The organism is Luteimonas qiangzhengi, assembly GCF_039548515.1.
Lineage (GTDB): Bacteria > Pseudomonadota > Gammaproteobacteria > Xanthomonadales > Xanthomonadaceae > Luteimonas.
Window position 1 is genome coordinate 194,976 of record NZ_JBCLVE010000005.1, and the last position, 20,086, is coordinate 215,061.

25 protein-coding genes are annotated in these 20,086 nt (G+C 67.3%); 18 read left to right on the top strand and 7 right to left on the bottom strand.

The annotated features are described in order from the left end of the window. Positions 1–15 precede the first annotated feature (15 nt). Positions 16–333 carry a ComEA family DNA-binding protein gene (locus WCE59_RS04940; protein WP_343257605.1) on the bottom strand — a complete coding sequence of 106 codons (318 nt, stop codon included), beginning with the start codon at positions 331–333 and terminating at the stop codon, positions 16–18. 207 nt (positions 334–540) lie between these two features. On the opposite strand from WCE59_RS04940, the gene WCE59_RS04945 reads away from it, so the two are divergent. The 6 genes from WCE59_RS04945 to WCE59_RS04970 all read left to right on the top strand — a co-directional run bounded on the left by WCE59_RS04945 (position 541) and on the right by WCE59_RS04970 (position 4,886). Beyond that, positions 541–1,983, top strand: coding sequence for a M20 family metallopeptidase (locus WCE59_RS04945; protein ID WP_343257606.1), 1,443 nt, complete (start codon positions 541–543; stop codon positions 1,981–1,983). Positions 1,984–2,056: 73 nt separating this feature from the next. Then, entirely contained in the window at positions 2,057–2,320 is a 264-nt protein-coding gene (locus tag WCE59_RS04950; protein ID WP_343257607.1) for a GlsB/YeaQ/YmgE family stress response membrane protein, read from the top strand. Positions 2,321–2,343: 23 nt separating this feature from the next. After that, positions 2,344–3,231 carry a serine hydrolase gene (locus WCE59_RS04955; protein WP_343257608.1) on the top strand — a complete coding sequence of 296 codons (888 nt, stop codon included), beginning with the start codon at positions 2,344–2,346 and terminating at the stop codon, positions 3,229–3,231. Positions 3,232–3,359: 128 nt separating this feature from the next. Then, positions 3,360–4,049 carry a hypothetical protein gene (locus tag WCE59_RS04960; protein ID WP_343257609.1) on the top strand — a complete coding sequence of 230 codons (690 nt, stop codon included), beginning with the start codon at positions 3,360–3,362 and terminating at the stop codon, positions 4,047–4,049. A gap of 4 nt (positions 4,050–4,053) precedes the next feature. After that, positions 4,054–4,542 carry an RNA polymerase sigma factor gene (locus tag WCE59_RS04965; protein WP_343257610.1) on the top strand — a complete coding sequence of 163 codons (489 nt, stop codon included), beginning with the start codon at positions 4,054–4,056 and terminating at the stop codon, positions 4,540–4,542. Beyond that, positions 4,542–4,886: a hypothetical protein gene (locus WCE59_RS04970; protein WP_343257611.1), complete on the top strand. Its 345-nt coding sequence runs from the start codon at positions 4,542–4,544 to the stop codon at positions 4,884–4,886. The genes WCE59_RS04965 and WCE59_RS04970 overlap by 1 nt, the downstream gene beginning before the upstream one ends. 23 nt (positions 4,887–4,909) lie before the next feature. Here WCE59_RS04970 and WCE59_RS04975 read toward each other — a convergent pair whose 3' ends face one another. Further along, positions 4,910–6,322: a mannose-1-phosphate guanylyltransferase/mannose-6-phosphate isomerase gene (locus WCE59_RS04975; RefSeq protein ID WP_343257612.1), complete on the bottom strand. Its 1,413-nt coding sequence runs from the start codon at positions 6,320–6,322 to the stop codon at positions 4,910–4,912. Between the two features lie 134 nt (positions 6,323–6,456). Between WCE59_RS04975 and murU the strand changes: the two genes are divergently transcribed. Then, entirely contained in the window at positions 6,457–7,158 is a 702-nt protein-coding gene (gene murU / locus WCE59_RS04980) for an N-acetylmuramate alpha-1-phosphate uridylyltransferase MurU (protein WP_343257613.1), read from the top strand. Between the two features lie 109 nt (positions 7,159–7,267). Here murU and hda read toward each other — a convergent pair whose 3' ends face one another. The 3 genes from hda to WCE59_RS04995 are packed head-to-tail and all read right to left on the bottom strand — an operon-like array spanning position 7,268 to position 10,208. Then, positions 7,268–7,987: a DnaA regulatory inactivator Hda gene (gene hda / locus WCE59_RS04985; RefSeq protein ID WP_343257614.1), complete on the bottom strand. Its 720-nt coding sequence runs from the start codon at positions 7,985–7,987 to the stop codon at positions 7,268–7,270. Beyond that, the gene (locus WCE59_RS04990) at positions 7,984–9,147 is read right to left on the bottom strand and encodes an AI-2E family transporter (protein ID WP_343257615.1); all 1,164 of its coding nucleotides are present in this window, start codon (positions 9,145–9,147) and stop codon (positions 7,984–7,986) included. Before WCE59_RS04990 ends, hda begins: the two co-directional genes overlap by 4 nt. 2 nt (positions 9,148–9,149) lie before the next feature. After that, positions 9,150–10,208: a DUF2066 domain-containing protein gene (locus WCE59_RS04995; RefSeq protein ID WP_343257685.1), complete on the bottom strand. Its 1,059-nt coding sequence runs from the start codon at positions 10,206–10,208 to the stop codon at positions 9,150–9,152. Between the two features lie 183 nt (positions 10,209–10,391). Here WCE59_RS04995 and purM point away from each other — a divergent pair, with 183 nt between their 5' ends. The 6 genes from purM (at position 10,392) to azu (ending at position 14,984) form a co-directional block, all read left to right on the top strand. Further along, positions 10,392–11,429: a phosphoribosylformylglycinamidine cyclo-ligase gene (purM, locus tag WCE59_RS05000; RefSeq protein WP_343257616.1), complete on the top strand. Its 1,038-nt coding sequence runs from the start codon at positions 10,392–10,394 to the stop codon at positions 11,427–11,429. A 10-nt stretch (positions 11,430–11,439) separates the two neighbouring features. Next, entirely contained in the window at positions 11,440–12,120 is a 681-nt protein-coding gene (gene purN / locus WCE59_RS05005; protein ID WP_343257617.1) for a phosphoribosylglycinamide formyltransferase, read from the top strand. Between the two features lie 8 nt (positions 12,121–12,128). Next, positions 12,129–12,869, top strand: coding sequence for a DUF3108 domain-containing protein (locus WCE59_RS05010; protein WP_343257618.1), 741 nt, complete (start codon positions 12,129–12,131; stop codon positions 12,867–12,869). Next, complete coding sequence (locus WCE59_RS05015; protein ID WP_343257619.1) at positions 12,866–13,621, top strand: DUF3108 domain-containing protein; 756 nt, start codon at positions 12,866–12,868, stop codon at positions 13,619–13,621. The genes WCE59_RS05010 and WCE59_RS05015 overlap by 4 nt, the downstream gene beginning before the upstream one ends. 37 nt (positions 13,622–13,658) lie before the next feature. Then, complete coding sequence (locus WCE59_RS05020; RefSeq protein ID WP_343257620.1) at positions 13,659–14,207, top strand: peroxiredoxin; 549 nt, start codon at positions 13,659–13,661, stop codon at positions 14,205–14,207. A 108-nt stretch (positions 14,208–14,315) separates the two neighbouring features. Next, entirely contained in the window at positions 14,316–14,984 is a 669-nt protein-coding gene (azu, locus tag WCE59_RS05025) for an azurin (RefSeq protein WP_343257621.1), read from the top strand. A 53-nt stretch (positions 14,985–15,037) separates the two neighbouring features. Here azu and murA read toward each other — a convergent pair whose 3' ends face one another. Then, positions 15,038–16,294 carry a UDP-N-acetylglucosamine 1-carboxyvinyltransferase gene (gene murA, locus WCE59_RS05030; protein ID WP_343257622.1) on the bottom strand — a complete coding sequence of 419 codons (1,257 nt, stop codon included), beginning with the start codon at positions 16,292–16,294 and terminating at the stop codon, positions 15,038–15,040. A gap of 46 nt (positions 16,295–16,340) precedes the next feature. Continuing rightward, entirely contained in the window at positions 16,341–16,577 is a 237-nt protein-coding gene (locus tag WCE59_RS05035; protein ID WP_343257623.1) for a BolA family protein, read from the bottom strand. Between the two features lie 128 nt (positions 16,578–16,705). Between WCE59_RS05035 and WCE59_RS05040 the strand changes: the two genes are divergently transcribed. Genes WCE59_RS05040 through lptB form a run of 5 tightly spaced genes read left to right on the top strand, consistent with a single transcriptional unit; the run spans position 16,706 to position 20,024 of the window. After that, a complete protein-coding gene (locus WCE59_RS05040) occupies positions 16,706–17,704 on the top strand; it encodes a KpsF/GutQ family sugar-phosphate isomerase (RefSeq protein WP_343257686.1) in 999 nt (332 codons plus the stop codon). Continuing rightward, positions 17,704–18,258, top strand: a complete 555-nt coding sequence (locus tag WCE59_RS05045; protein WP_343257624.1) for a KdsC family phosphatase — start codon at positions 17,704–17,706, stop codon at positions 18,256–18,258. The genes WCE59_RS05040 and WCE59_RS05045 overlap by 1 nt, the downstream gene beginning before the upstream one ends. After that, on the top strand, positions 18,255–18,815 hold the full coding sequence (lptC, locus tag WCE59_RS05050; RefSeq protein ID WP_343257625.1) for an LPS export ABC transporter periplasmic protein LptC: 561 nt from the start codon (positions 18,255–18,257) through the stop codon (positions 18,813–18,815). The genes WCE59_RS05045 and lptC overlap by 4 nt, the downstream gene beginning before the upstream one ends. Beyond that, a complete protein-coding gene (gene lptA, locus WCE59_RS05055) occupies positions 18,796–19,305 on the top strand; it encodes a lipopolysaccharide transport periplasmic protein LptA (protein WP_343257626.1) in 510 nt (169 codons plus the stop codon). The genes lptC and lptA overlap by 20 nt, the downstream gene beginning before the upstream one ends. Continuing rightward, positions 19,305–20,024, top strand: coding sequence for an LPS export ABC transporter ATP-binding protein (lptB, locus tag WCE59_RS05060; protein ID WP_343257627.1), 720 nt, complete (start codon positions 19,305–19,307; stop codon positions 20,022–20,024). The genes lptA and lptB overlap by 1 nt, the downstream gene beginning before the upstream one ends. The last annotated feature ends 62 nt before the right edge of the window (positions 20,025–20,086 follow it).

The following is a 20,086-nucleotide window of genomic DNA, read 5'->3' on the forward strand; positions in this document are numbered from 1 at the left end:
TCCCGGAAAGATCAATCAACGCTGCTTGGACACGCCTGCAGTGGCGGGCGCACGCCGGGTCGGGGTGCCGGTCTCGATCCGGTCGCGGTTGCGCTCCACCGTGGCCAGGCCGATGCCCTTCACCAGAGCCAGCTCATCGGCGCTCTTGAACGGTCCGTTGGCGGCGCGATGGGCAACGATTTCCTCGGCCTTGGCCGGTCCCACGTTGGACAGCACCTGCGACAGCTTCTCCGCATCGGCTGTGTTGATGTTCACCTTTTCGCTGGCCGAGGCGCCGCCGAGCATCAGCAACGACAACAGCAAGCTGGCAAAAACGATCCTGATTCCTTTCATGATCCTGCTCCTTGATGGTGTGGTGTCTTTCCAGTCCCCGAACCGGGAGCGTCCCGGCCGGCATGCACAGTCTCCCCATCGGTGCCCGCCGCTCCCATCGCCAAACGCCCCGCACCGGGCCCGGCGGACCCCGCGCCACCGGGTAGGAAAAGCCTGAAGCCGGGCCGCGCTAAAATGGGCGTCTCCCCGCACAGCGAGCACCTCTCCATGGATACCAGCAAGATCAGCCAGTACGTCTCCAGCAAATGGGACGACGAACTCATCGACCAGCTTTCCGACTACATCCGCATCCCCGCCAAGTCGCCCATGTTCGATCCCGATTGGGAGAAGAACGGCCACATGGACGAAGCAGTAAAGCTGATGGCCGGCTGGGCGAAGTCGCAGCCGATCCCCGGCATCCAGGTCGAGGAGATCCGGCTGGAAGACCGCACGCCGGTGATCCTCATCGAGATCCCCGCTGCCAACGGTGGCAGCAACGACGACTGCGTGCTGATGTATGGCCACCTGGACAAGCAGCCGGAAGTCACCGGCTGGGACGAGGACAAGGGCCCGTGGAAGCCGGTGCTGCAGGACGGCAAGCTGTACGGCCGCGGCAGCGCCGACGATGGCTACGCGCTCTACAGCTCGCTGGCGGCGATCACCGCGCTGCACGAGCAGCAGCTGCCGCATTCGCGCATCGTGCTGCTGATCGAGTCGTGCGAAGAGTCGGGCAGCTACGACCTGCCGGCCTACGTTGAACACCTGTCCGACCGCATCGGCATCCCTTCGCTGGTGGTGTGCCTGGATTCGGGCTGCGGCAACTACGAGCAGCTGTGGTGCTGCACTTCGCTGCGCGGCATGACCGGCGGCGACCTGACCGTGGAAGTGCTGACCGAAGGCGTGCACTCCGGCGATGCGTCGGGAATCATTCCTTCCAGCTTCCGCCTGCTGCGCCAGCTGCTGACCCGCATCGAAGACGAGGACAGCGGCCGCATTCTCATCGACGCCCTGCACGCGGCGATCCCGCAGGATCGCGTGGACCAGGCCCGCGAGGCCGCCAAGGTGGTCGGTTCGGAGGTGTACAACAAGTTCCCTCTGGTGCCGGGCCTTGAGCCGGTCACCGATGACCCGGCCGAGCTGATCCTCAACCGCACCTGGCGCCCGGCGCTGTCGATCACCGGCGTGGACGGCCTGCCGAGCCTGGACGACGCGGGCAACGTGCTGCGTCCGAAGACCGCGGTGAAGCTGTCGCTCCGCCTGCCCCCGACCATCGACGGCAAGCGTGCCGGCGAACTGCTGACCGAAGCCCTGGTGCGCGACACGCCCAACGGCGCCAAGGTGACCCTGGAGCTGGAGAAAGCCGCCACCGGCTGGAACGCCCCGGCCCTGGCTCCGTGGCTGGACAAAGCCCTGGATGAAGGCAGCCGCGAGTTCTTCGGCAAGCCGGCGATCCACATGGGCGAAGGCGGCTCGATCCCGTTCATGGGCCTGCTCGGCGAGAAGTTCCCCGGCGCGCAGTTCCTGATCACCGGCGTGCTGGGCCCGCACTCCAACGCCCATGGGCCGAACGAGTTCCTGCACATCGACATGGTCAAGAAGGTCACCGCCTGCGTGGCCAAGGTGCTGGCCGACCACCACCACGCCAGCGCGCGCGGCGAAACCATACGCTGAGCGCGGCGCTCGCCTGGCAACGGGCGATCGGCTAGGCTTTTGCCGGTCGCCCGTCGGGCAAGGGGAACAGAACATGCCAACTCCATTCGGCAGCGAAAGCTGGCTTTACATCATCCTGCTCGGGCTGATCGTCGGCATCCTGGCGCGGGTCATCACACCCGGCCGCCGGCGCCTGGGGATCATCCTCACTTCGCTGCTGGGCATCGGCGGCGCGCTGCTGGCCACGTGGCTCGGCCAGCAGCTGGACTGGTACTCCGCCGGCGAGGCGGCCGGATTCCTGGGTGCACTGGTCGGTGCCATCCTGATCCTCGGCGTGGCCCAGCTGATCCGGCGATAGCCGAGGTGTTCCGGGCCCACTCCATGACGCCCATCACTGGAATCCTGTTCGCCGTTCTCGCCCTGGCTCCACTGGTTGCCGCCGGCAGCCCGCCTTCCTCGAAACTTGACCGGGCCGCAACCGCCGTGCAGCCGCTGGTGGAAGAGGCCGCGGGCAACGGCATCCGCATCTCGGTGGGGCTGGCGGACGTCTCGGGCGGTCACGGCGGCACCCGCATCGTTGGCTCGCCGGACAGCTACAACCCCGCCAGCACGATCAAGCTGGCGCTGCTTGCCACCGTAATGCGCCAGGCGGATCGCGGCATGCTCAACCTGGATGCACCCATCAGCATTTCGCCCTACATGGTCGTTGGCGGCTCCGGCGACCTGCAGCGTGAAGAGATGCCCTTCACCACCACCGTGGGCGACGTGGCCCGGCGCATGGTGGTGCTCAGCGACAACACAGCCACCAACGTGCTGCTCTATTACGTCGGCCTGCCTACGGTGCAGGCACTGCTGGACGATCTGGATCTGGGCACGATGAAGTTCCACCGGCAGATGTTCCCCGGCGACAAAATCCCACCGCCCGCAAATGTCACCGACGCCGCCGATACCGTAGCCCTGCTGCAGGCGGTCTACACCGGTGACCTGCTAACCGAAGCTTCGCGCACCCAGGTGCTGGACTGGATGCGCGCGCAGGAAGTGAACACCAAGTTCGGCGCCGTCCTCGACGGAGACCACATCGCCCACAAGACTGGGGAAACCGGCAAGGTCACCCACGATGTGGGGTATTTCCTGGTGCCGGGCAGCGAAACGATCGTCGCCGTGTTCACCGAAGTGGACGAGTCCACCGGCTACGAGGACACCATGCGCATCGGCAACCCCGTCGTGCAGGAGATCGCCAAAGCGATCCATGCGGAGTTGGAAAGATAGCCCGAGCCGCGCATCCCTCCGATCAAATGAAGGAATCCGGCGCTGCCGTGTAGAAGAAGGGGAACGGCCCTCACGCGGCCGGAAACGAAGGGAGCAGATCTGGCATGCGGACGATGAAATTATGGAGCGTGGCCCTGGCGGCCGTTGTGGTACTGGCGGCGTGTGGCCGCGACGATGCCGCCGCCCCGGGCGAGGAGGCCCAGGCACTGCAGATTTACGAGGTTCCGCCGGCGCAGCTGCAGTCGGTGCACCGCGCGCTGCGGGAAGTCCTGGAGGTCAACAAGACCGGCTCGGTCTCAAGCAGCGACGGCAAACTGGTGGTGTTGGCCCCTGCCAGCACGCAGGCTTCAATCGGCAGCGCCATAGAAAGCCTTTCCCAACTTCCGGCGGACGCCGGGCCGGCCAACGACGTGCCGATCCGCCTGCGCTTCTGGCTCCTGCAAGGCAGCGCCGAAGAGAACCCTGCAGACCCACGCCTAGAGCCGCTGAAGCCGGCCCTGGACGCGGCCTCCAGAGGGCTCGGGCTGCACGGATACAGCCTGCAGGGATTCACCGAAGTGCTCACCACGCCCGGAAAGAGCTTCACGACAGAAACCAGCAACCTCATCGCCCGGGGCGGCGCCAACCTGTCCGGGGCCGGCGTAACGCTCGACATCACGATGGACATGAAGCAGCACGACGCTTTCTGGGACGCCAAGATCGAAACGGGCGCCCTGCTGGAACCGGGCCAGTTCCTCGTCCTGGGGACCAGCGCCGCGGCGGATGGCAGCATGCGGCTGATCGTCGCACAGGCCCAGCTGGCCGCTGACGAAATCTGACGGGATGCCGATCGACGAGGGCGAGCTCGTCGCGTCCTGGCGGCGCGTCGAGCATCCGCTTTATAACGCGCTGTACCGCATGCTGTGGGACGCGCAGGAATGCCAGGACATGATCCAGGATGCCTACCTGCGCCTGTGGAGCCGAAGGACCCGTGTGGATGCGGACCGCATCGACGCACTGGCATGGACCGCCGCGCTCAACCTGGCACGCAATCGCCTGCGCTGGCGCAGGCTACGCGGCTGGCCGGTCGCTCCGGACACGCTGGATGGAATCGCCGGCGGGGAGGATCCGCAGGCCGCAGCCGAACAGGCGGGCCTGCATGCCGCTTTGCGACGGCTTCCCGTGGCGATGCTTGAAGTGGTATTGATGGCCGAATTCAGCGGGATGTCCACGCGCGGGATCGCGCAGGCCCTGGGCATCCCCGAGGGCACCGTCGCCTCGCGCAAGCACAAGGCAGTACAGCGCCTGAAACAATGGCTGGGAGATCAGTGATGGACGAACGCATGCCAACCCGCGCACTGGCCAGGCTGTCACCGCCGCTAGGCGGAGAACAGCGGCTGCGCGCGGCCCTGCACGGCCGTGAGGCAGGCTTTGGCTGGCTCCTGCCGTCTGCTGTCACCTTCGCCTGCCTGTGCGTACTGGCCATCCTCCTCGCGCTGCGGCCCGATCCAATGGACACCCGGATCCGGCACGCGATCAACGAAGCAGTCACGCCGCCTACCGGCGGCATCCGCGTGGCGGATGTGAACGTGGAAAGGGTAGAGAGCCTGGATCCAGCCGTGCGCATCTATCGCCTGGCCGGAGAGCCGGCCGCCGTTCGATCCACGGGAGGCTGACCGCGGGCTGACGCCCACCGCCGCTAAGAGCGCCCGTACACGTCTTCGTAACGGACGATGTCGTCCTCGCCCAGGTAGTCACCGGACTGCACTTCGATCAGCTCCAGCATCTCGCTGCCCGGGTTTTCCAGCCGGTGCTTCGCGCCCAGCGGGATATAGGTGGACTGGTTGGCGTGCAGCTCGAACACGTCGTTGTCGCGCGTGACCCGTGCGGTGCCGCGCACCACGATCCAGTGCTCGGCGCGGTGTTTGTGGGACTGCAGTGAGAGCCGCCCGCCCGGCTTGACCTTGATCCGCTTGACCTGGAATCCATCGTCCTGGTCGATCGAATCGTAGCTGCCCCAGGGGCGATGGACTTCGCGGTGCAGCACCGCGTGGCTGCGGTCGCCGGCCTTGAGCCTGGCCACCACGTCCTTGACCTGCTGCACCCGGTCCTTGTGCGCCACCAGCACGGCATCGTCGGTTTCCACCACCACCAGATCGTCAACGCCGACCATGGCCACCAGGCGGCGCGAATACGCGTAGCTGTTGCGACTGTCGATGGCGATCACGTCGCCGTGGTGGGCGTTGCCATCGGCGTCCTGCTTGCTGACTTCCCACAGCGCCGACCAGGATCCGACATCGTTCCAGCCGATGTCGACCGGCAGCACCCTGGCTTCGGCGGTCTTCTCCATCACCGCGTAGTCGATCGAGTCCGCGGGCGATGCGGCAAAGGCATCCCGGTCCAGGCGGATGAAGTCACCGTCGCGGGCCGCTCCTTCGAACGCCTTGCGCACGGCCGCCACCATCTCCGGCTGGAACTTCTCCAGCTCCTCCAGATAGCGCGATGCGCGGAACAGGAACATGCCGCTGTTCCAGTAGTAACCGCCTTCCGCCAGATAGCCCTGCGCAGTCTCCGCATCGGGCTTTTCGACGAAGCGCAGCACGTCACGCACGCCCGTATCGGTCTGACCCACGTCTGCCTGTATGTAACCGAAGCCGGTTTCCGCGGCTTCCGGAACAATGCCGAACGTCACCAGCGCGCCGGCTTCCGCCGCCGGCATCGCTTCACGCACGGCCGCCTGGAAGGCCGCCGGATCACGCACCACGTGATCGGAAGGCAGCACCAGCAGCAGCGGATCTTCACCCCCGGCAACGGCCTGCAGGGCGGCGGCGGCGATGGCCGGCGCCGTATTGCGCCCGACCGGCTCCAGCACAATTGCCGCACCCTCAACACCCACCAGTCGCAGCTGCTCGGCGGCCAGGAAACGGTGATCCTCATTGGCGACCACGATCGGAGCGCTCTGGGCCAGCGGCGCCACGCGCTGCCAGGTCTCCTGGAGCATCGTGGCCTCGCCCGCCAGGGCAAGGAACTGCTTGGGATAGGCCTCACGCGACAGCGGCCACAGCCGTGTACCGGAGCCTCCCGACAGCAACACCACCTGCAGATTCGACATCACCAACTCGCCTGGACTCGCCCGAAAAGGAGCCTGAGTTTACCCTGTGCCCCATCGCCCACCGCTTCGTTCCCCGCCATGTCGCTGCAACCCTGCTCCGCTTCAACCCATTGGCCCAGCGCGGCGATCCGTCAATGAAGGCGCTGATCTTCGCCGCCGGCCTCGGCCAGCGCATGCGGCCGTTGACCGACACCACCCCCAAGCCGCTGCTGCAGGCCGCCGGCAAACCGTTGATCGTGTGGCATCTGGAGCGACTGGCGGCGGCCGGCGTGCAGGAAGTAGTGATCAACACCTCCTGGCTGGCATCGCAGTTCCCCGCTGCACTCGGTGACGGCAGCCGCTGGGGCCTGGCGATCCATTACTCGTATGAGGGCGAGGTGCCGCTGGAAACCGGCGGCGGCATGTGGCGGGCGCTGGCCCGGCTGGGCAACGATCCCTTCATCGCCGTCAACGGCGACATCTGGACCGACTACGACTTCAAGCTGCTGCCGCCACAGCCGCGCGGCGACGCGCATCTGGTGCTGGTGGACAACCCGGATCACAACGCGGCCGGGGATTTCGCCCTCTGCCCCAACGGCATCCTGCGCAATGACGGCGACGGGCGGCTGACCTTCTCCGGGATCGGGATCTACCGCGCGTCGCTGTTTGATGACTGGCGGCGGATCATCGGTGACGCGCCCGGCGCGGAACGGACCCCACCCGGATTCAAGCTGGCGCCACTGCTGCGCGCTGCCATCGCCGAGAGCCAGGTCACCGGTGAGCACCACACAGGGCGATGGACAGATGTGGGCACGCCCGAGCGGCTTGCCGGATTGGACGCGGAACTGGGCGAGTAGGGAGTTCGTCGCCATCGCCGGCATGGCGGATGTCACGCGGTTTCGCGCGCACGGCGCGCTCCTACTGGAGCCGATGCACACGCAGGTGCGAACGGAAACGCGTGGCCCTTCAGCCCTCGGCCATCACCTGGCGCAGGAAAGGCACGGTGATGCGCCGCTGGGCCGCAAGGGATTCGCGGTCCAGCCGGTCAAGCAGCCCGGTCAGGCGGCCCAGGTCGCGGTCCACCCGGCGCAACAGCCAGTCGATCGCGGCTTCGTCGATCTGCAGTCCGCGCCGGTCGGCACGCACCCGCAGCACCTGCCGGCGGCCCTCATCATCCAGCGCCTCCAGACGGATACGCGTGCACTGCCCCAGCCGCGAGCGCAGGTCGGGCAAGGTCAACGGCAACTCGTCCGGCTGCACCCGCGCGGCGTACAGCACCCCGGTTCCGGACACCCGGGCCCGGTTGTGGAAATCGAACAGGGCAATCTCGTCGCTGCGCTGGCCGGCCATCAGGTCCAGGCCATCCAATGCCACCAGATCGTACTCGTGCAGCCCTGTCAGGGCCTGCTCAAGGCGCCCAACGGCGCTGGCCATGGGCACGTAGGCAACGCGCCGACCCTGCACCTGGGCATGGGCACAGGCGGCCATCACCAGATGGCTCTTGCCGGTGGAAGGGGGGCCAGACAGGTACAGCCAGTCACCAGCCGACCCCGCCGCCAGCGCGCTCAGCTGTTCCACCGCGCCCGGCGGCGCCGCCACGAACGTGTCGAATCGCTGGTCAGGCGGATAGCGCAACGCCAGGGGCAGCTGTCGCCCGCTGCCCGGAGAGCCGATCGGCGGGTTCACGCTGCCGGCGTCCCCTTGCCGTCGCCGCCGGTCACGATGCTGCCGGAATCGACCATCAGTCCGGAAGGACTGCCCGCATACAGGCGGCTGTTGGTGTAGCGCTCGTGCGCGTAGCGCAGCAGCACGTTGGCCACCGCCGCCACCGGCAGCGCGATCAGCATGCCCAGGAACCCCAGCAGCTGGCCGCCGGCCATCACCGCGAAGATCACCGCCACCGGGTGCAGGCCAATCCGGTCACCCACCAGCCGCGGCGTCAGTACGTAGCTTTCCAGCAGCTGGCCGGCAGTGAACACCGCGGTCCCCAGGATCAGCAGCTGCCAGTCGATGCCCTGCGCCTGCACCAGCGCGGCGACCAGCATCAGGATCGCGCCCACCGTCGCCCCCAGGAAGGGCACGAAGCTGATCAGCCCGGCAATCAGGCCAACCAGGATGCCCATCTCCAGCCCGATCAGCTGCAGGCCGACGGCGTAGAACACGCCCTGGGCCACCATCACCAGGAACTGTCCGCGCAGGAAGCCGCCCAGGCGATCATCCGATTCGCGCGCCAGGCGGGCGACAGTGTCGATATGGTCACGCGGAACCAGCGAAGCCACCCGCTCCACCAGCAGATCCCAGTCGCGCAGGAAGTAGAACGTCAGGATCGGCACCAGTACCAGGTTGACGATCCAGGTAATGAACACGAAGCCCGAACGCTGCAGATAGCCGAAAAACGACGCAGCTGCCCCACCCGCCTGCTGCCAGTGCTCACGCACCAGGTCGAACAGCCGCTGCGGATCCGCCCAGTCCGCCAGGGAGAAGCCGGTGCGCCCCTCGACCCACGGAATCGCGGTTCCCACGATCCATTCCTGGATGGAAGGCAGGGATTCGCCAAGGGTCCTGACCTGGCGCTCGATCATCGGCACCAGGATCAGCATAGCCAGGGTCACCAGCAGCACCAGCAGCAGGTACACCAGGCTGACCCCGAAGATCCGCGATCGTCCGGTGCGTTCCACCCGGTCCACCAGCGGATCGCACAGCCAGGCCAGCAGCGCCGCCATCACGAACGGAGTCAGGATCGGCCCCAGCGCAATCAGCAGCCACAGCACCACCGCCAGCACCAATCCCCACTGCAGACGCTTGAGGAACAGGGCGATCGACGCGGTGTCCTGCAAAGGCGCCATGGTCAGCGCACCAGCCGGTAAATCGGGGTGCCGGTATCAAGCAGCATGTCCACCTCCGCCAACACCCGCTCATCGGCCAGGCTGCGGAAGCCCGGCAGCCCGGTCAGCAGCTCCAGCTCCACTTCCAGGCCCTGGGCCGTGGCCCGCACCGGGGTGATCCGCTGGACCACCGACATGCCCTGCAGGTAACCCGCCAGGCGGATGAAATCATCGCTGCTGTCGATCCCGGTGAACGTCACCTGGTAGCTGCCGGCCGGCCCCGTCTCCGGCGCGCGCGCATAGCGCTTGACCAGCGCATCGGCGGCACCGTCGGCGCCGCCGGCCATCGCGGCCTGCGGCCGTGCGTTTTCGGTGGACCACTGCGACAGCACCCGGCCGTTGTCGACGAAGGTCCAGTCGGCCTTCCAGCCGCCGTCGTGCCGGTACAGCTTGCCCAGCAGCTGCATCGGCGGCGCGTAACGGGCCGACAGCCGCGCGACGGCGGCGTGGTCACCCCGCCAGATTGCGCCCGTGGCGGCCTGCTCGGCGGCACTTCCCCGCGGCAGGCCAAGCCCATACCCGCGTTCGCCGGCGCGATCGAGCACCGGGCGCACCGCGTTGTTCTGGTTGAGGGTGACCAGCCGCGCGCCGCGGCCATCATCAATGGCCAGCCACAGCACCGGCCGCGGTCGCGGCTCCGGCCACACCGGCAGGCCCAGCGCGGCAGCCATGCTCTCTACCGCTTCCTCACGGAAGCGCACCACCAGCGTGGTGTGGAAGGTGGGCGCGCCACTGGCCGAGGTGCCCTCGTCCTGACGGTAATCGAAGTTCTCCACGTAGCCTTCGGCGCGCCGCAGCTCGGCCGCCACACCCGGCCGCTCGGCCACCGTCCGGTCTCCGGACAGCTTGCCCAACACCTGGGCCAACGCGCGGCCCAGTGCGGTGCGGCGCTCATTCTCACGCTGGCTGTGGACGCGCACCTCGGCCTCGTACAGGCCCTGCGCGCCGGCGCGGTCTCCTTCCATCCGCTGGGCCTGGACATTGCCGGCCAACAGCAGGCAGCCGGCAACCAGCCAGGCCATCCAGCATCCGATGCGGTTCACGTGCAGCATGTGGTGTTCCCGGAACGTACAGATCGCGGAATGTTGCCACAAAGCCGATGTGCTGTTTGTTGGGGCGCCGTCCCGCCGCGCCAACAACCATGGAGGCCGCGAGGCGTCCCCGGCTGCTAAAATCGCGCATTGTCCTTTACTGGCGGCGCACCCGTGACCACCCCCACCCCGCTCACCTACCGCGATGCGGGCGTCGATATCGATGCCGGCAACGCCCTCGTTGAACGCATCAAGCCGCTGGTCAAGCGCACCCACCGTCCCGGCGTGATGGGCGGGCTGGGCGGCTTCGGCGCGCTGTTCGACCTGTCCGGCCGCTACCGCGAGCCGGTGCTGGTCTCCGGTACCGACGGCGTGGGCACCAAGCTCAAGCTGGCCCAGCAGCTGGGCCGCCACGACAGCATCGGCATCGACCTGGTGGCCATGTGCGTCAACGACATCGTGGTCCAGGGCGCGGAGCCGCTGTTTTTCCTGGACTACTTTGCTACCGGCAAGCTGGATGTGGATACGGCCGCGGCGGTGGTGGGCGGGATTGCCGCCGGCTGCGAGCTGGCCGGCTGCGCCCTGATCGGCGGCGAAACCGCGGAAATGCCGGATATGTACGCCCCCGGCGAGTACGACCTCGCGGGCTTCTGCGTGGGCGCGGTGGAAAAAGCCAACCTGGTGGATGGCTCGCGCGCCCAGGCCGGCGACGTGCTGATCGGCATCGGCTCCAGCGGTCCGCATTCCAACGGTTATTCGCTGATCCGGCGGATCTACGAGCGCGCCGGCAGCCCGGCCGACCTGGACCTGGGCGGCACCCGCCTGGCCGACGCGCTGATGGCGCCGACCACCATCTACGTGAAGCCGCTGCTGGATCTTCTGGCCAACCATGGCGAATCGATCCATGCCCTGTCCCACATCACCGGCGGTGGTCTGACCGAGAACATCGTGCGGGTGATCCCCGACGCGCTGGGCATCGAGGTGGATGCCAGCGCCTGGACACTGCCGCCGGTGTTCGAATGGCTGCAGCGCGAAGGCGCCGTGGCCGATGCGGAAATGTGGCGCACGTTCAACTGCGGCCTGGGCTTCGTGCTGGCCGTGGACGCCTCGGCGGCGACCCAGGTGGAAGCGGGGCTGGCACAACACGGGCTGGACAACTGGCGCATCGGCCAGGTGAGCGACGACGCCGGCGACCGCGTCCGCATCGGCTGAGCAATTGTCCGTGAAGTCCTCCAGCCCGCATGGCGGGCCTTTGCGCATCGCCGCCCTGGCCTCCGGGCGCGGCAGCAACCTGCAGGCCCTGATTGACGCTATTGCCGCGGGCACGCTCAACGCACGCCTGGTGGGAGTGTTTTCCGATCGCGCCGGGGCGGTGGCGCTGGATCGCGCCCGCGCAGCCGGCGTGCCCTGCGCCGCGGAAAGCCCCAAGGCATTCCCGTCGCGCGCCGCCTACGACGAAGCCCTGTTCGCCCACGTTGACGCGGTCCAGCCCGATCTGGTGGTCTGCGCCGGCTACATGCGCCTGATTGGCGCTGCGGCCGTGGAAGCCAGGCCCGGCCTGCTGATCAACATCCATCCGTCGCTGCTGCCCCGGTTCAAGGGCCTGCACACCCATCAACGCGCGCTGGAAGCCGGCGAAACCGAGCATGGCGCGAGCGTGCACTACGTCACTGCTGACCTGGACGGCGGGCCGGTCATCGCCCAGGCCCGGGTGCCGGTGCTGCCCGGCGACGATGAGGACAGCCTGGCCGCACGGGTGCTGGAGCGTGAACATCCACTGCTGGTGGAAGTGGTGCGCTGGATCGCCGACGGGCGCATCCGATTGGGGGAACACAGCGTTCAGGTCGATAACGCCGCTTTGGACACACCGCTTCAGCTCGGGTCAAACAACCGCTTTGCATGATGTCGTCCATGCGACCTCTGGCCCTCTTACTCACCCTGCTGGCCACCCTGCCGATCTGCGTCCTCCCCGGCGCCGCACGCGCGGCTGAGCTCGAGCCTTTCTTCGCCACCTACGAAGCCTGGTACGGCGACCGGCATGTGGGCGAAGCCAGCATGAAACTGGAGCGGCGCGAGACGCCCAACTGGGAAATCGAGCTGCACATCCGCGCCAATCGCGGGCTGATCGGCCTGGCCCGGCTGAACATGCTGCAGAGCACAGTGTTCGACGTGCACCACGATGGCCAGTTTTTCCGCCCGCTGACCCAGCGCACGGAGCGCAAGGCGATCCTGTTCGGCCGCAACACCACCGGCATCTACGACTGGCATACGCATACCGCCCAGTGGAGTGGCGATGTCAGCGAGCGTCGCAGCCAGCCGGTCCCGCTGCAGGACGGCGACATGAGCGCCCTGCTGATCAACCTTGCGGTGATCCGCGACGTCGAGCCCGGAACCACCCTGCGCTACCGCTATGCTGACAACGGTCGCGCCCGCGAGCACGAATACCAGGTGGCCGAATCGCCCGAATCGATCCAGGTGGCCGACATCGGCTACAGCGCCCTGCGCGTTTCACGCATCGAAGACGACGATGATGACGAAATGGTCGTCTGGGTCGCCAACGGCGTACCCACCCCGATCCGCATCCTGCAGCGCGATGGCGACGACACCATCGACCTGCGCCTGATCGAATACCGAGGGACTGAATCACCATGATCAACCAGCCACATCACCACAGCATCCTGCGCAGCGCCGCCCGCCTCCCGGCGGCTGGCAGCGTGCTTCTGAGCGGCCTGCTTCTGTCGGGCGCGCTCCTGGCCGCGGCCCCGGCATTGGCCCTGGAGCCCTTCAACGCGGAATACCGCGCCAGTTACATGGGCATGCAGGCCACCGGCAACATGACCCTGACCCGCAACGGCCAGGACCAGTGGGAGTACAAGGTGGAAGTAGCCGGTATGGGCGCGCGCCTCACCCAGAGCACCACCTTCGATGAACACGACGGCCACTGGCGCCCGCTCAAGAGCGTCGACTCGCAGGCCGGCGAATCCGGCCTGGCCGCGATGCTGGTCAAGAACCGCAGCGTGGAAGCCATCTACGACTGGGACGCCAAGCAGGCCCGCTGGAGCGGCGACGTGGACAGCGATGCAACCGGTCCCGTGCAGCTGCGCGCCGGCGACATGGACGGCATGCTGATCAACCTGGCGGTGGCACGCGACGCAGCCGCCGGGCAGCCGCTCAACTACCGCCTGGTGGAAGACGGCCGCGTGCGCGGGCAGCAGTTCCGGGTCGATGGCACCGAAACCATCAGCGTGGCCGGCGAGCAGCGCGAAGCCACCCGCGTGGTGCGCACCAGCGGCCGTCGCGAAACCATCGCCTGGGTGGTCGACGACCTGCCGGTACCTGCCCGCATCCTGCAGCGCCGCAATGGCCGCGACCACCTGGACCTGCAGCTGCAGTCGTTCAACTGACGACGTACTGTTACCAGCCGCTGCCCGGGAGCCTGCAATGAACCTTTTCAAGACCGCCCTGCTGGGTCTTTCCGTCACTTTGGCCACGGCCTGCAGCCAGCCTGCACTGGCCGAAGAAAGCCTGCAGCCGGGCGACCGTGCGCCGGTGTTTGCGGCCCCGGCATGGCTGGCCGGCGAAGCATTCCAGTTCGATATGGGCGCCGCGCTGGCCGAGGGACCCGTGGTGCTGTACTTCTTCCCGGCGGCCAATACGCCCGGATGCAATCTGGAAGCGGCGCTGTTTTCGCAGAGCATCGACCGCTTCGCCGAACTGGGTGCCACGGTGATCGGCGTGACTGCCGGCAATACCGACCAGCTGCAGGCGTTCTCCGCGGACAGCTCAACCTGCGCCGGCAAGTTCCCGGTCGCAGCCGACGAGGGCGCACGCATTGCCGCCAACTACCGGGCCGTGAGCGGAGACAGCGATTATTCCTCGCGCACCTCATTCGCCATCCGCCAGGACGGAACGATTGCCGCGGTGCACGCGGACGGCAATCCCAACCGCCACGTGCAGGCCATGCTGGCCGGCCTGGACGAGGCTGAATGAACAGATAACCCGTCGCCGACTTTCATCACTTCCCCATAAGGGATGATCAGCAAAAATAGGCGCATCATTTGCCCATTCATGAACCTGGAGGTTCGCATGAAAACCCGGATGACCCTGCTTGCTCTGTCCTGCACCCTGGCCCTTGCCGCATGCGGCGGTGACAGCACCCCGGACGACGCCGATCGCACGATGACGGCGCCGACGGATACCACCATGGACAGCACTGCGATGGATCCCGCCGCACCAGTGGGCGAGCCGGCCATTGGCGAAACCGGTGACCTTGACGACACTGTCGAAGCCGACCCGCTGGACCGTCCCTACACCGAACATTCCACCGGCGGCGCCGAGAATGTCGACGAACAGGCAGGCACCCCCGGACCCCAGGTGGTCGATTGCGGCATCACCATCGAAGGCAATGACCGGATGCAGTACAACACCGACTCGATCGATGTGCCGGCGTCGTGCAGCGAGTTCACCATCACCCTCAACCACGTCGGCAACATGCCGGTCCTGGCGATGGGCCACAACGTGGTGGTGACCGACTCTGACAACTTCACCGCCGTCGCCGCCGATGGCCTGGCCGCCGGTGCGGATGCCGACTACGTCAAGCCGGACGACGAGCGCGTGATTGCTGCCACGGACATGATCGGCGGCGGCGAGTCCACTTCCGTCACCTTCTCCACCAGCTCGCTCGACTCGGGTTCGGAATACACGTTCTTCTGCTCGTTCCCGGGCCATTCCGCACTGATGCGCGGCACCCTGAATTTCGGCAGCTGATCCCCAGCTGACGCTGATTGAAAACGCCCGGTATTGCCGGGCGTTTTTTTGGGTCAGGTCCGCGAAATCTGCGCGCCCAGGCCGGACAGCTTGGCTTCGATGTTCTCGTAGCCCCGGTCCAGGTGGTAGATGCGGTCGATCACCGTCTCACCGGAGGCCACCAGCCCCGCCAGGATCAGCGAAGCGGACGCGCGCAGGTCGGTAGCCATCACCGGAGCGCCGCTGAGGGCCCGCACGCCGGTCACCGTCGCGCGGCTGCCTTCAACGTGGATCTCCGCACCCAGGCGCATCAACTCGTTGACGTGCATGAAACGATTTTCGAAGATCCGCTCATCGATGGTGCCGATACCCTCGGCAATGCAGTTCATGGCCATGAACTGGGCCTGCATATCGGTGGGGAAGCCCGGATGCGGCTCGGTGACCAGATTGACCGCCTGGGGCTTGCGGCCGCGCATGTCGATGGTGATGCGATCACCTTCGATGACGGGCCGGGCGCCGGCGTCCGCCAGCTTGTCCAGCACGGCGGTCATGGTGTCGGCGCGAGTGCCCGTGGCGGTCACGCAGCCACCGGTCATCGCAGCGGCCACCAGGAAGGTGCCGGCTTCGATCCGGTCCGGCAGCACCGCATGCCGGCCTCCAGCCAGGCGCTCCACCCCGCGCACCACGATCCGGCCGGTCCCGGCGCCTTCAATGTCGGCACCCAGCGCGACCAGACAATCGGCCAGGTCCACCACCTCGGGCTCGCGCGCGGCGTTGTCGATCACCGTGGTGCCCCTGGCCAGGCTGGCGGCCATCAGGGCGTTCTCGGTAGCGCCCACGCTGACCATCGGGAACTCGATGTGCCCGCCCTTCAGCTGTTTGGCGCGGGCGCGGATGAAGCCGTGTTCGACTTCCACCTCCGCTCCCAGCGCCTGCATGGCGTGGATGTGCAGATCAACCGGGCGCGAGCCGATCGCGCAGCCGCCCGGCAGCGACACTTCCGCAGCGCCGTGGCGGGCCAGCAGCGGGCCCAGCACCAGCACCGAGGCGCGCATGGTGCGCACCAGCTCGTAGGGAGCCACGTGGCCGGTGGCCGGACAGGGATCGATCCGGAAGCAGGAGTTGGCGACGTCGTGCTCCACTCCCGCGCCCAGCTCACGCAGCAGTCGCGCGGTGGTCAGCACATCCTGCAGGTTGGGCACGTTGTTGATTTCCACCGGACCGTCGGCCAGCAGGCTGGCGCAGAGGATCGGCAGGACGGCGTTCTTGGCGCCGGAAATGGCTACTTCGCCCTGAAGCGCAGTGCCACCGAGGATTCGGATTTTTTTCATGGGAGTAGGCAGCCGCGCGTGGGCGCTCAGCAGTCGCCGGCCGGGATCAGGAAGCAGCCTGGTCCGGAGTCAGCGTGGTCAGGGCCAGGGCGTGGATTTCACCGGTCTGGATACGGTCGCCCAGCGTGGCGTACACCATGCGATGGCGGGCCAGTGGCAATTTTCCGCGGAAGGACTCGGACACGACCACCGCTTCGAAATGGACGCCGTCGGCGCCCTGGACTTCAACGCGGGCGTCAGGCATGCCCTTCTCAATCAGTTCACAGATGGTTTGTGCGTCCAACGTGCGCCAGCTCCGGCTCGTGAAGCCCGCCTGAGCAGCAACCCGCGTCACGGGCGACGGCGGGGTATTCACGGCGGGACATGCGTAAAATGAACAGCTTAGCCTAACGGAAAGCCACCGGCTTGGATATGGTCACCCCTGCAACGCAACCGTCCGCCCCCTCCGGTTTCGCCGCCAGCGGCCGGCGTGTGATCGAGATCGAAATCGACGCGCTGCGGGCGGTCCGTGATCGCCTGGACGGCGCTTTCAGCGACGCCTGCGAGCGCATCCTGGCCTGCCAGGGCCGGGTGGTGTGCACCGGCATGGGCAAGTCCGGCCACATCGCGCGCAAGATCGCCGCCACCCTCGCCTCCACCGGCACCCCCGCGTTCTACGTACATCCGGGTGAAGCCGGGCACGGTGATCTGGGCATGATCACCGATGCGGACGTGGTGCTGGCGCTGTCGTATTCCGGCGAATCCGACGAAATCCTGATGCTGCTGCCGGGCCTGCGCCGCCAGGGCAATGTGCTGATCGCCATGACCGGGCGCCCGGAATCCTCGCTCGGGCGCGAGTCCGACGTGCATCTGGACGTCAGCGTGCCGGCCGAAGCCTGCCCGCTGAGCCTGGCCCCCACCTCCAGCACCACCGCGAGCCTGGCCGTCGGCGACGCGCTGGCCGTGGCCCTGTTGAACGCGCGCGGCTTCACCGCCGATGACTTTGCCCGCTCCCATCCCGCCGGCGCGCTCGGACGGCAGCTGCTGCTTCGCATTGTCGATGTGATGCACGGCGGCGATGACGTGCCGCGCGTGGACGCTGAAGCCACCCTGGCCGAGGCACTGCTGGAGATCAGCCGCAAACGCCTGGGCCTGACATCCATCGTTGACGCCGAAGGCCGCCTGCTCGGCCTGTTCACCGATGGCGACCTGCGCCGCACGCTGGCGGACGAGCGCGTTGATGTGCGCACTACCCTGGTATCGGAAGTCATGACCCGTACCCCGGTGACCATCAGCAGCGACGCATTGGCCGTGGAGGCCGCCCGGCTGATGGAAACCCACAAGATCAACGGTCTGCTGGTGGTCGATGCCGGCGGCCACGTTGTGGGTGCGCTCAACATCCACGACCTGCTGCGTGCGAGGGTGGTGTGATGGACGCATACGCACCCATCTCCACCGAACTGCTCGCCCGCGCCGCACGCATCCGCCTGGCCTGTTTCGACGTGGACGGCACCCTCACCGATGGGCGCCTGCACTTCGATGCCCAGGGCGGCGAGATGAAGGCCTTCCACGTACACGACGGCCAGGGCCTGGTGCTGTTGCGCAAGGCCGGCATCCGCGTGGCGCTGATTACCGCCCGCACCAGCGCCGCGGTGGAACGGCGCGCGGCCGAGCTGGGCGTCGATGCGTTCTGCGCGGTGGCGGACAAACTCGCCAAGGTGGACGCCCTTTGCAGAGAAGCGGGTATCGACCGCGACGAGGTCGCTTTCATGGGCGACGACCTGCCTGACCTTGCCTCCATGCGCGCGGTCGGCCTGGCAGTGGCTCCTGCCAACGCCCACATCTGGACCGCTTCCCACGCCCAGTGGCGTACCACCGCGCGCGGCGGCGAAGGCGCGGCCCGCGAGCTGTGCGATCTGCTGCTGACCGCACAGGGCGCGGTGGAAGGCTTGCTGCAGGCCCGCGTTGACGGGCGCCGGGCATGAGCTGGCGCACCGTTGTCGCCGCGGTCCTGTTGGTAGCGGCCCTCGTTTCCGGCTGGTCGGCCTGGCGCCAGCGTGCCGAGCCGGTGGTGAACACCATCGACCCGCTGCGCTCGGATTACGTACTGACCGACTTCGAGTTGACCGCGCTCAGCGGCGAAGGCAGCGAAGCCTTCACCCTTCGCGCACCGCGGCTGGAACAGCATCCCGAAGACCGTACGATCAGCATCCAGACCCCGCTGTTCCTGGTGCCCGATTCCCACGGAGCACACTGGGAAATCCGCTCGCAGAACGCGCTGGTCACCGCCGAGCACGACGAGATCATGCTGCGCGAGGATGTCCAGGCCGACGGCACCGACAACAATGGCAAGCCGGTCACCATGACCACCGAGCAGCTGAACGTATTCCCGGAAAAGCGCACCGCGAGCAGCCAGGAGCTGGTGATCGTGCAGCAGCCCGGCTCTACAATGCAGGGCCGCGGGCTTGACGTGGACCTGTCCAGCAAACGCTATGAGCTCCATTCCGAGGTAGAGACCCGCTATGTCCCCACGCGCCGTTAGTGCCCTGCTGCTTACTGCCGCCCTGCTGGCGGCCGCGTCCGCGCATGCGCGCCAGTCCGACCGCGACCAGCCGATGGATATCCATTCCGGCCACCAGGTGGGCGGTCTGAACGATGGCGAGCCCATCATCATGTCGCGCGGCGTGGTGATCACCCAGGGCACCCTGGAGATCAAATCCGATCGCGCCGAAGTCACCCTGCGCGGCGGCGAGGTGGACCGGGTGGTGCTGACCGGCAGCCCGGCCACCATGTTCCAGGAGACCGATGAGGGCGAGCCGCTCAACGCGCACGCCAGCCGCATCGTCTACGACATGCGCAACGACACGCTCACCATGACCGGCAATGCGCTGGTGGAGCAGCCGCGCGGTGACATGCGCGGTGAGCGCATCGTCTACAACCTGCAGACCGAACGCGTGGAAGCCGGCGGCGAAGGCGCCGGGCGCGTGCACATGCGCATCCAGCCGCGTACCCAGCGCCAGGACAGCAACTGATGCTGGCCGCGGAAGGCTTGCGCAAGCGCTACCGTTCGCGCGAAGTGGTCAGCGATTTCGGGCTGACCCTGGATGCCGGCGAAGTGGTCGGCCTGCTCGGCCCCAACGGCGCCGGCAAGACCACCTGCTTCTACATGATCGTGGGCCTGGTGACGGCCGACGCCGGACGCATCGTGCTGGACGGGCGCGACATCACCGACGAGCCCATGTACCGGCGCGCGCGCCTGGGTGTGGGCTACCTGCCGCAGGAACCATCGGTATTCCGCAAGCTGTCGGTGGCCGACAACATCCGCCTGGTGCTGGAGATGCGCGACAACCTCGGCCGCAAGGAGCGGGAAGCCGAGCTGGCCAACCTGCTTGAAGAACTGCAGATCAACCACGTGGCCGACCAGGCCGGCGCGAGCCTGTCCGGTGGCGAGCGCCGACGCGTGGAGATCGCCCGCGCACTGGCTGCCCAGCCGCGCATGATCCTGCTCGACGAACCGTTTGCCGGCGTCGACCCCATTTCGGTCAGCGACATCCAGCGCATCATCCGCCACCTCAAGAACCGCGGTATCGGCGTGCTCATCACCGACCACAACGTGCGCGAGACCTTGGGCATCTGCGACCGTGCGTATATCCTCAATGAAGGCAGCGTGCTCGCGCAGGGGGCTCCGGATGCGCTGCTGGCCAATCCTGATGTGCGCAGGGTGTACCTGGGGGATTCGTTCCGCCTGTAACGCTGCGCAGGCGGGATGAACTGAATGTCCGGATCCGGCCAGCCCGGACGTTGCATCATGGA

Bases quoted from the DNA above. Each gene is read 5' to 3' on its own strand.
- WCE59_RS04940 (WP_343257605.1), bottom strand. From the start codon at position 333: ATGAAAGGAATCAGGATCGTTTTTGCCAGCTTGCTGTTGTCGTTGCTG.
- WCE59_RS04945 (WP_343257606.1), top strand. From the start codon at position 541: ATGGATACCAGCAAGATCAGCCAGTACGTCTCCAGCAAATGGGACGAC.
- WCE59_RS04950 (WP_343257607.1), top strand. From the start codon at position 2,057: ATGCCAACTCCATTCGGCAGCGAAAGCTGGCTTTACATCATCCTGCTC.
- WCE59_RS04955 (WP_343257608.1), top strand. From the start codon at position 2,344: ATGACGCCCATCACTGGAATCCTGTTCGCCGTTCTCGCCCTGGCTCCA.
- WCE59_RS04965 (WP_343257610.1), top strand. From the start codon at position 4,054: ATGCCGATCGACGAGGGCGAGCTCGTCGCGTCCTGGCGGCGCGTCGAG.
- WCE59_RS04970 (WP_343257611.1), top strand. From the start codon at position 4,542: ATGGACGAACGCATGCCAACCCGCGCACTGGCCAGGCTGTCACCGCCG.
- WCE59_RS04975 (WP_343257612.1), bottom strand. From the start codon at position 6,322: ATGTCGAATCTGCAGGTGGTGTTGCTGTCGGGAGGCTCCGGTACACGG.
- murU (WP_343257613.1), top strand. From the start codon at position 6,457: ATGAAGGCGCTGATCTTCGCCGCCGGCCTCGGCCAGCGCATGCGGCCG.
- WCE59_RS04990 (WP_343257615.1), bottom strand. From the start codon at position 9,147: ATGGCGCCTTTGCAGGACACCGCGTCGATCGCCCTGTTCCTCAAGCGT.
- WCE59_RS04995 (WP_343257685.1), bottom strand. From the start codon at position 10,208: ATGGCCTGGCTGGTTGCCGGCTGCCTGCTGTTGGCCGGCAATGTCCAG.
- WCE59_RS05010 (WP_343257618.1), top strand. From the start codon at position 12,129: ATGCGACCTCTGGCCCTCTTACTCACCCTGCTGGCCACCCTGCCGATC.
- WCE59_RS05015 (WP_343257619.1), top strand. From the start codon at position 12,866: ATGATCAACCAGCCACATCACCACAGCATCCTGCGCAGCGCCGCCCGC.
- WCE59_RS05020 (WP_343257620.1), top strand. From the start codon at position 13,659: ATGAACCTTTTCAAGACCGCCCTGCTGGGTCTTTCCGTCACTTTGGCC.
- azu (WP_343257621.1), top strand. From the start codon at position 14,316: ATGACCCTGCTTGCTCTGTCCTGCACCCTGGCCCTTGCCGCATGCGGC.
- murA (WP_343257622.1), bottom strand. From the start codon at position 16,294: ATGAAAAAAATCCGAATCCTCGGTGGCACTGCGCTTCAGGGCGAAGTA.
- WCE59_RS05040 (WP_343257686.1), top strand. From the start codon at position 16,706: ATGGTCACCCCTGCAACGCAACCGTCCGCCCCCTCCGGTTTCGCCGCC.
- WCE59_RS05045 (WP_343257624.1), top strand. From the start codon at position 17,704: ATGGACGCATACGCACCCATCTCCACCGAACTGCTCGCCCGCGCCGCA.
- lptC (WP_343257625.1), top strand. From the start codon at position 18,255: ATGAGCTGGCGCACCGTTGTCGCCGCGGTCCTGTTGGTAGCGGCCCTC.
- lptA (WP_343257626.1), top strand. From the start codon at position 18,796: ATGTCCCCACGCGCCGTTAGTGCCCTGCTGCTTACTGCCGCCCTGCTG.
- lptB (WP_343257627.1), top strand. From the start codon at position 19,305: ATGCTGGCCGCGGAAGGCTTGCGCAAGCGCTACCGTTCGCGCGAAGTG.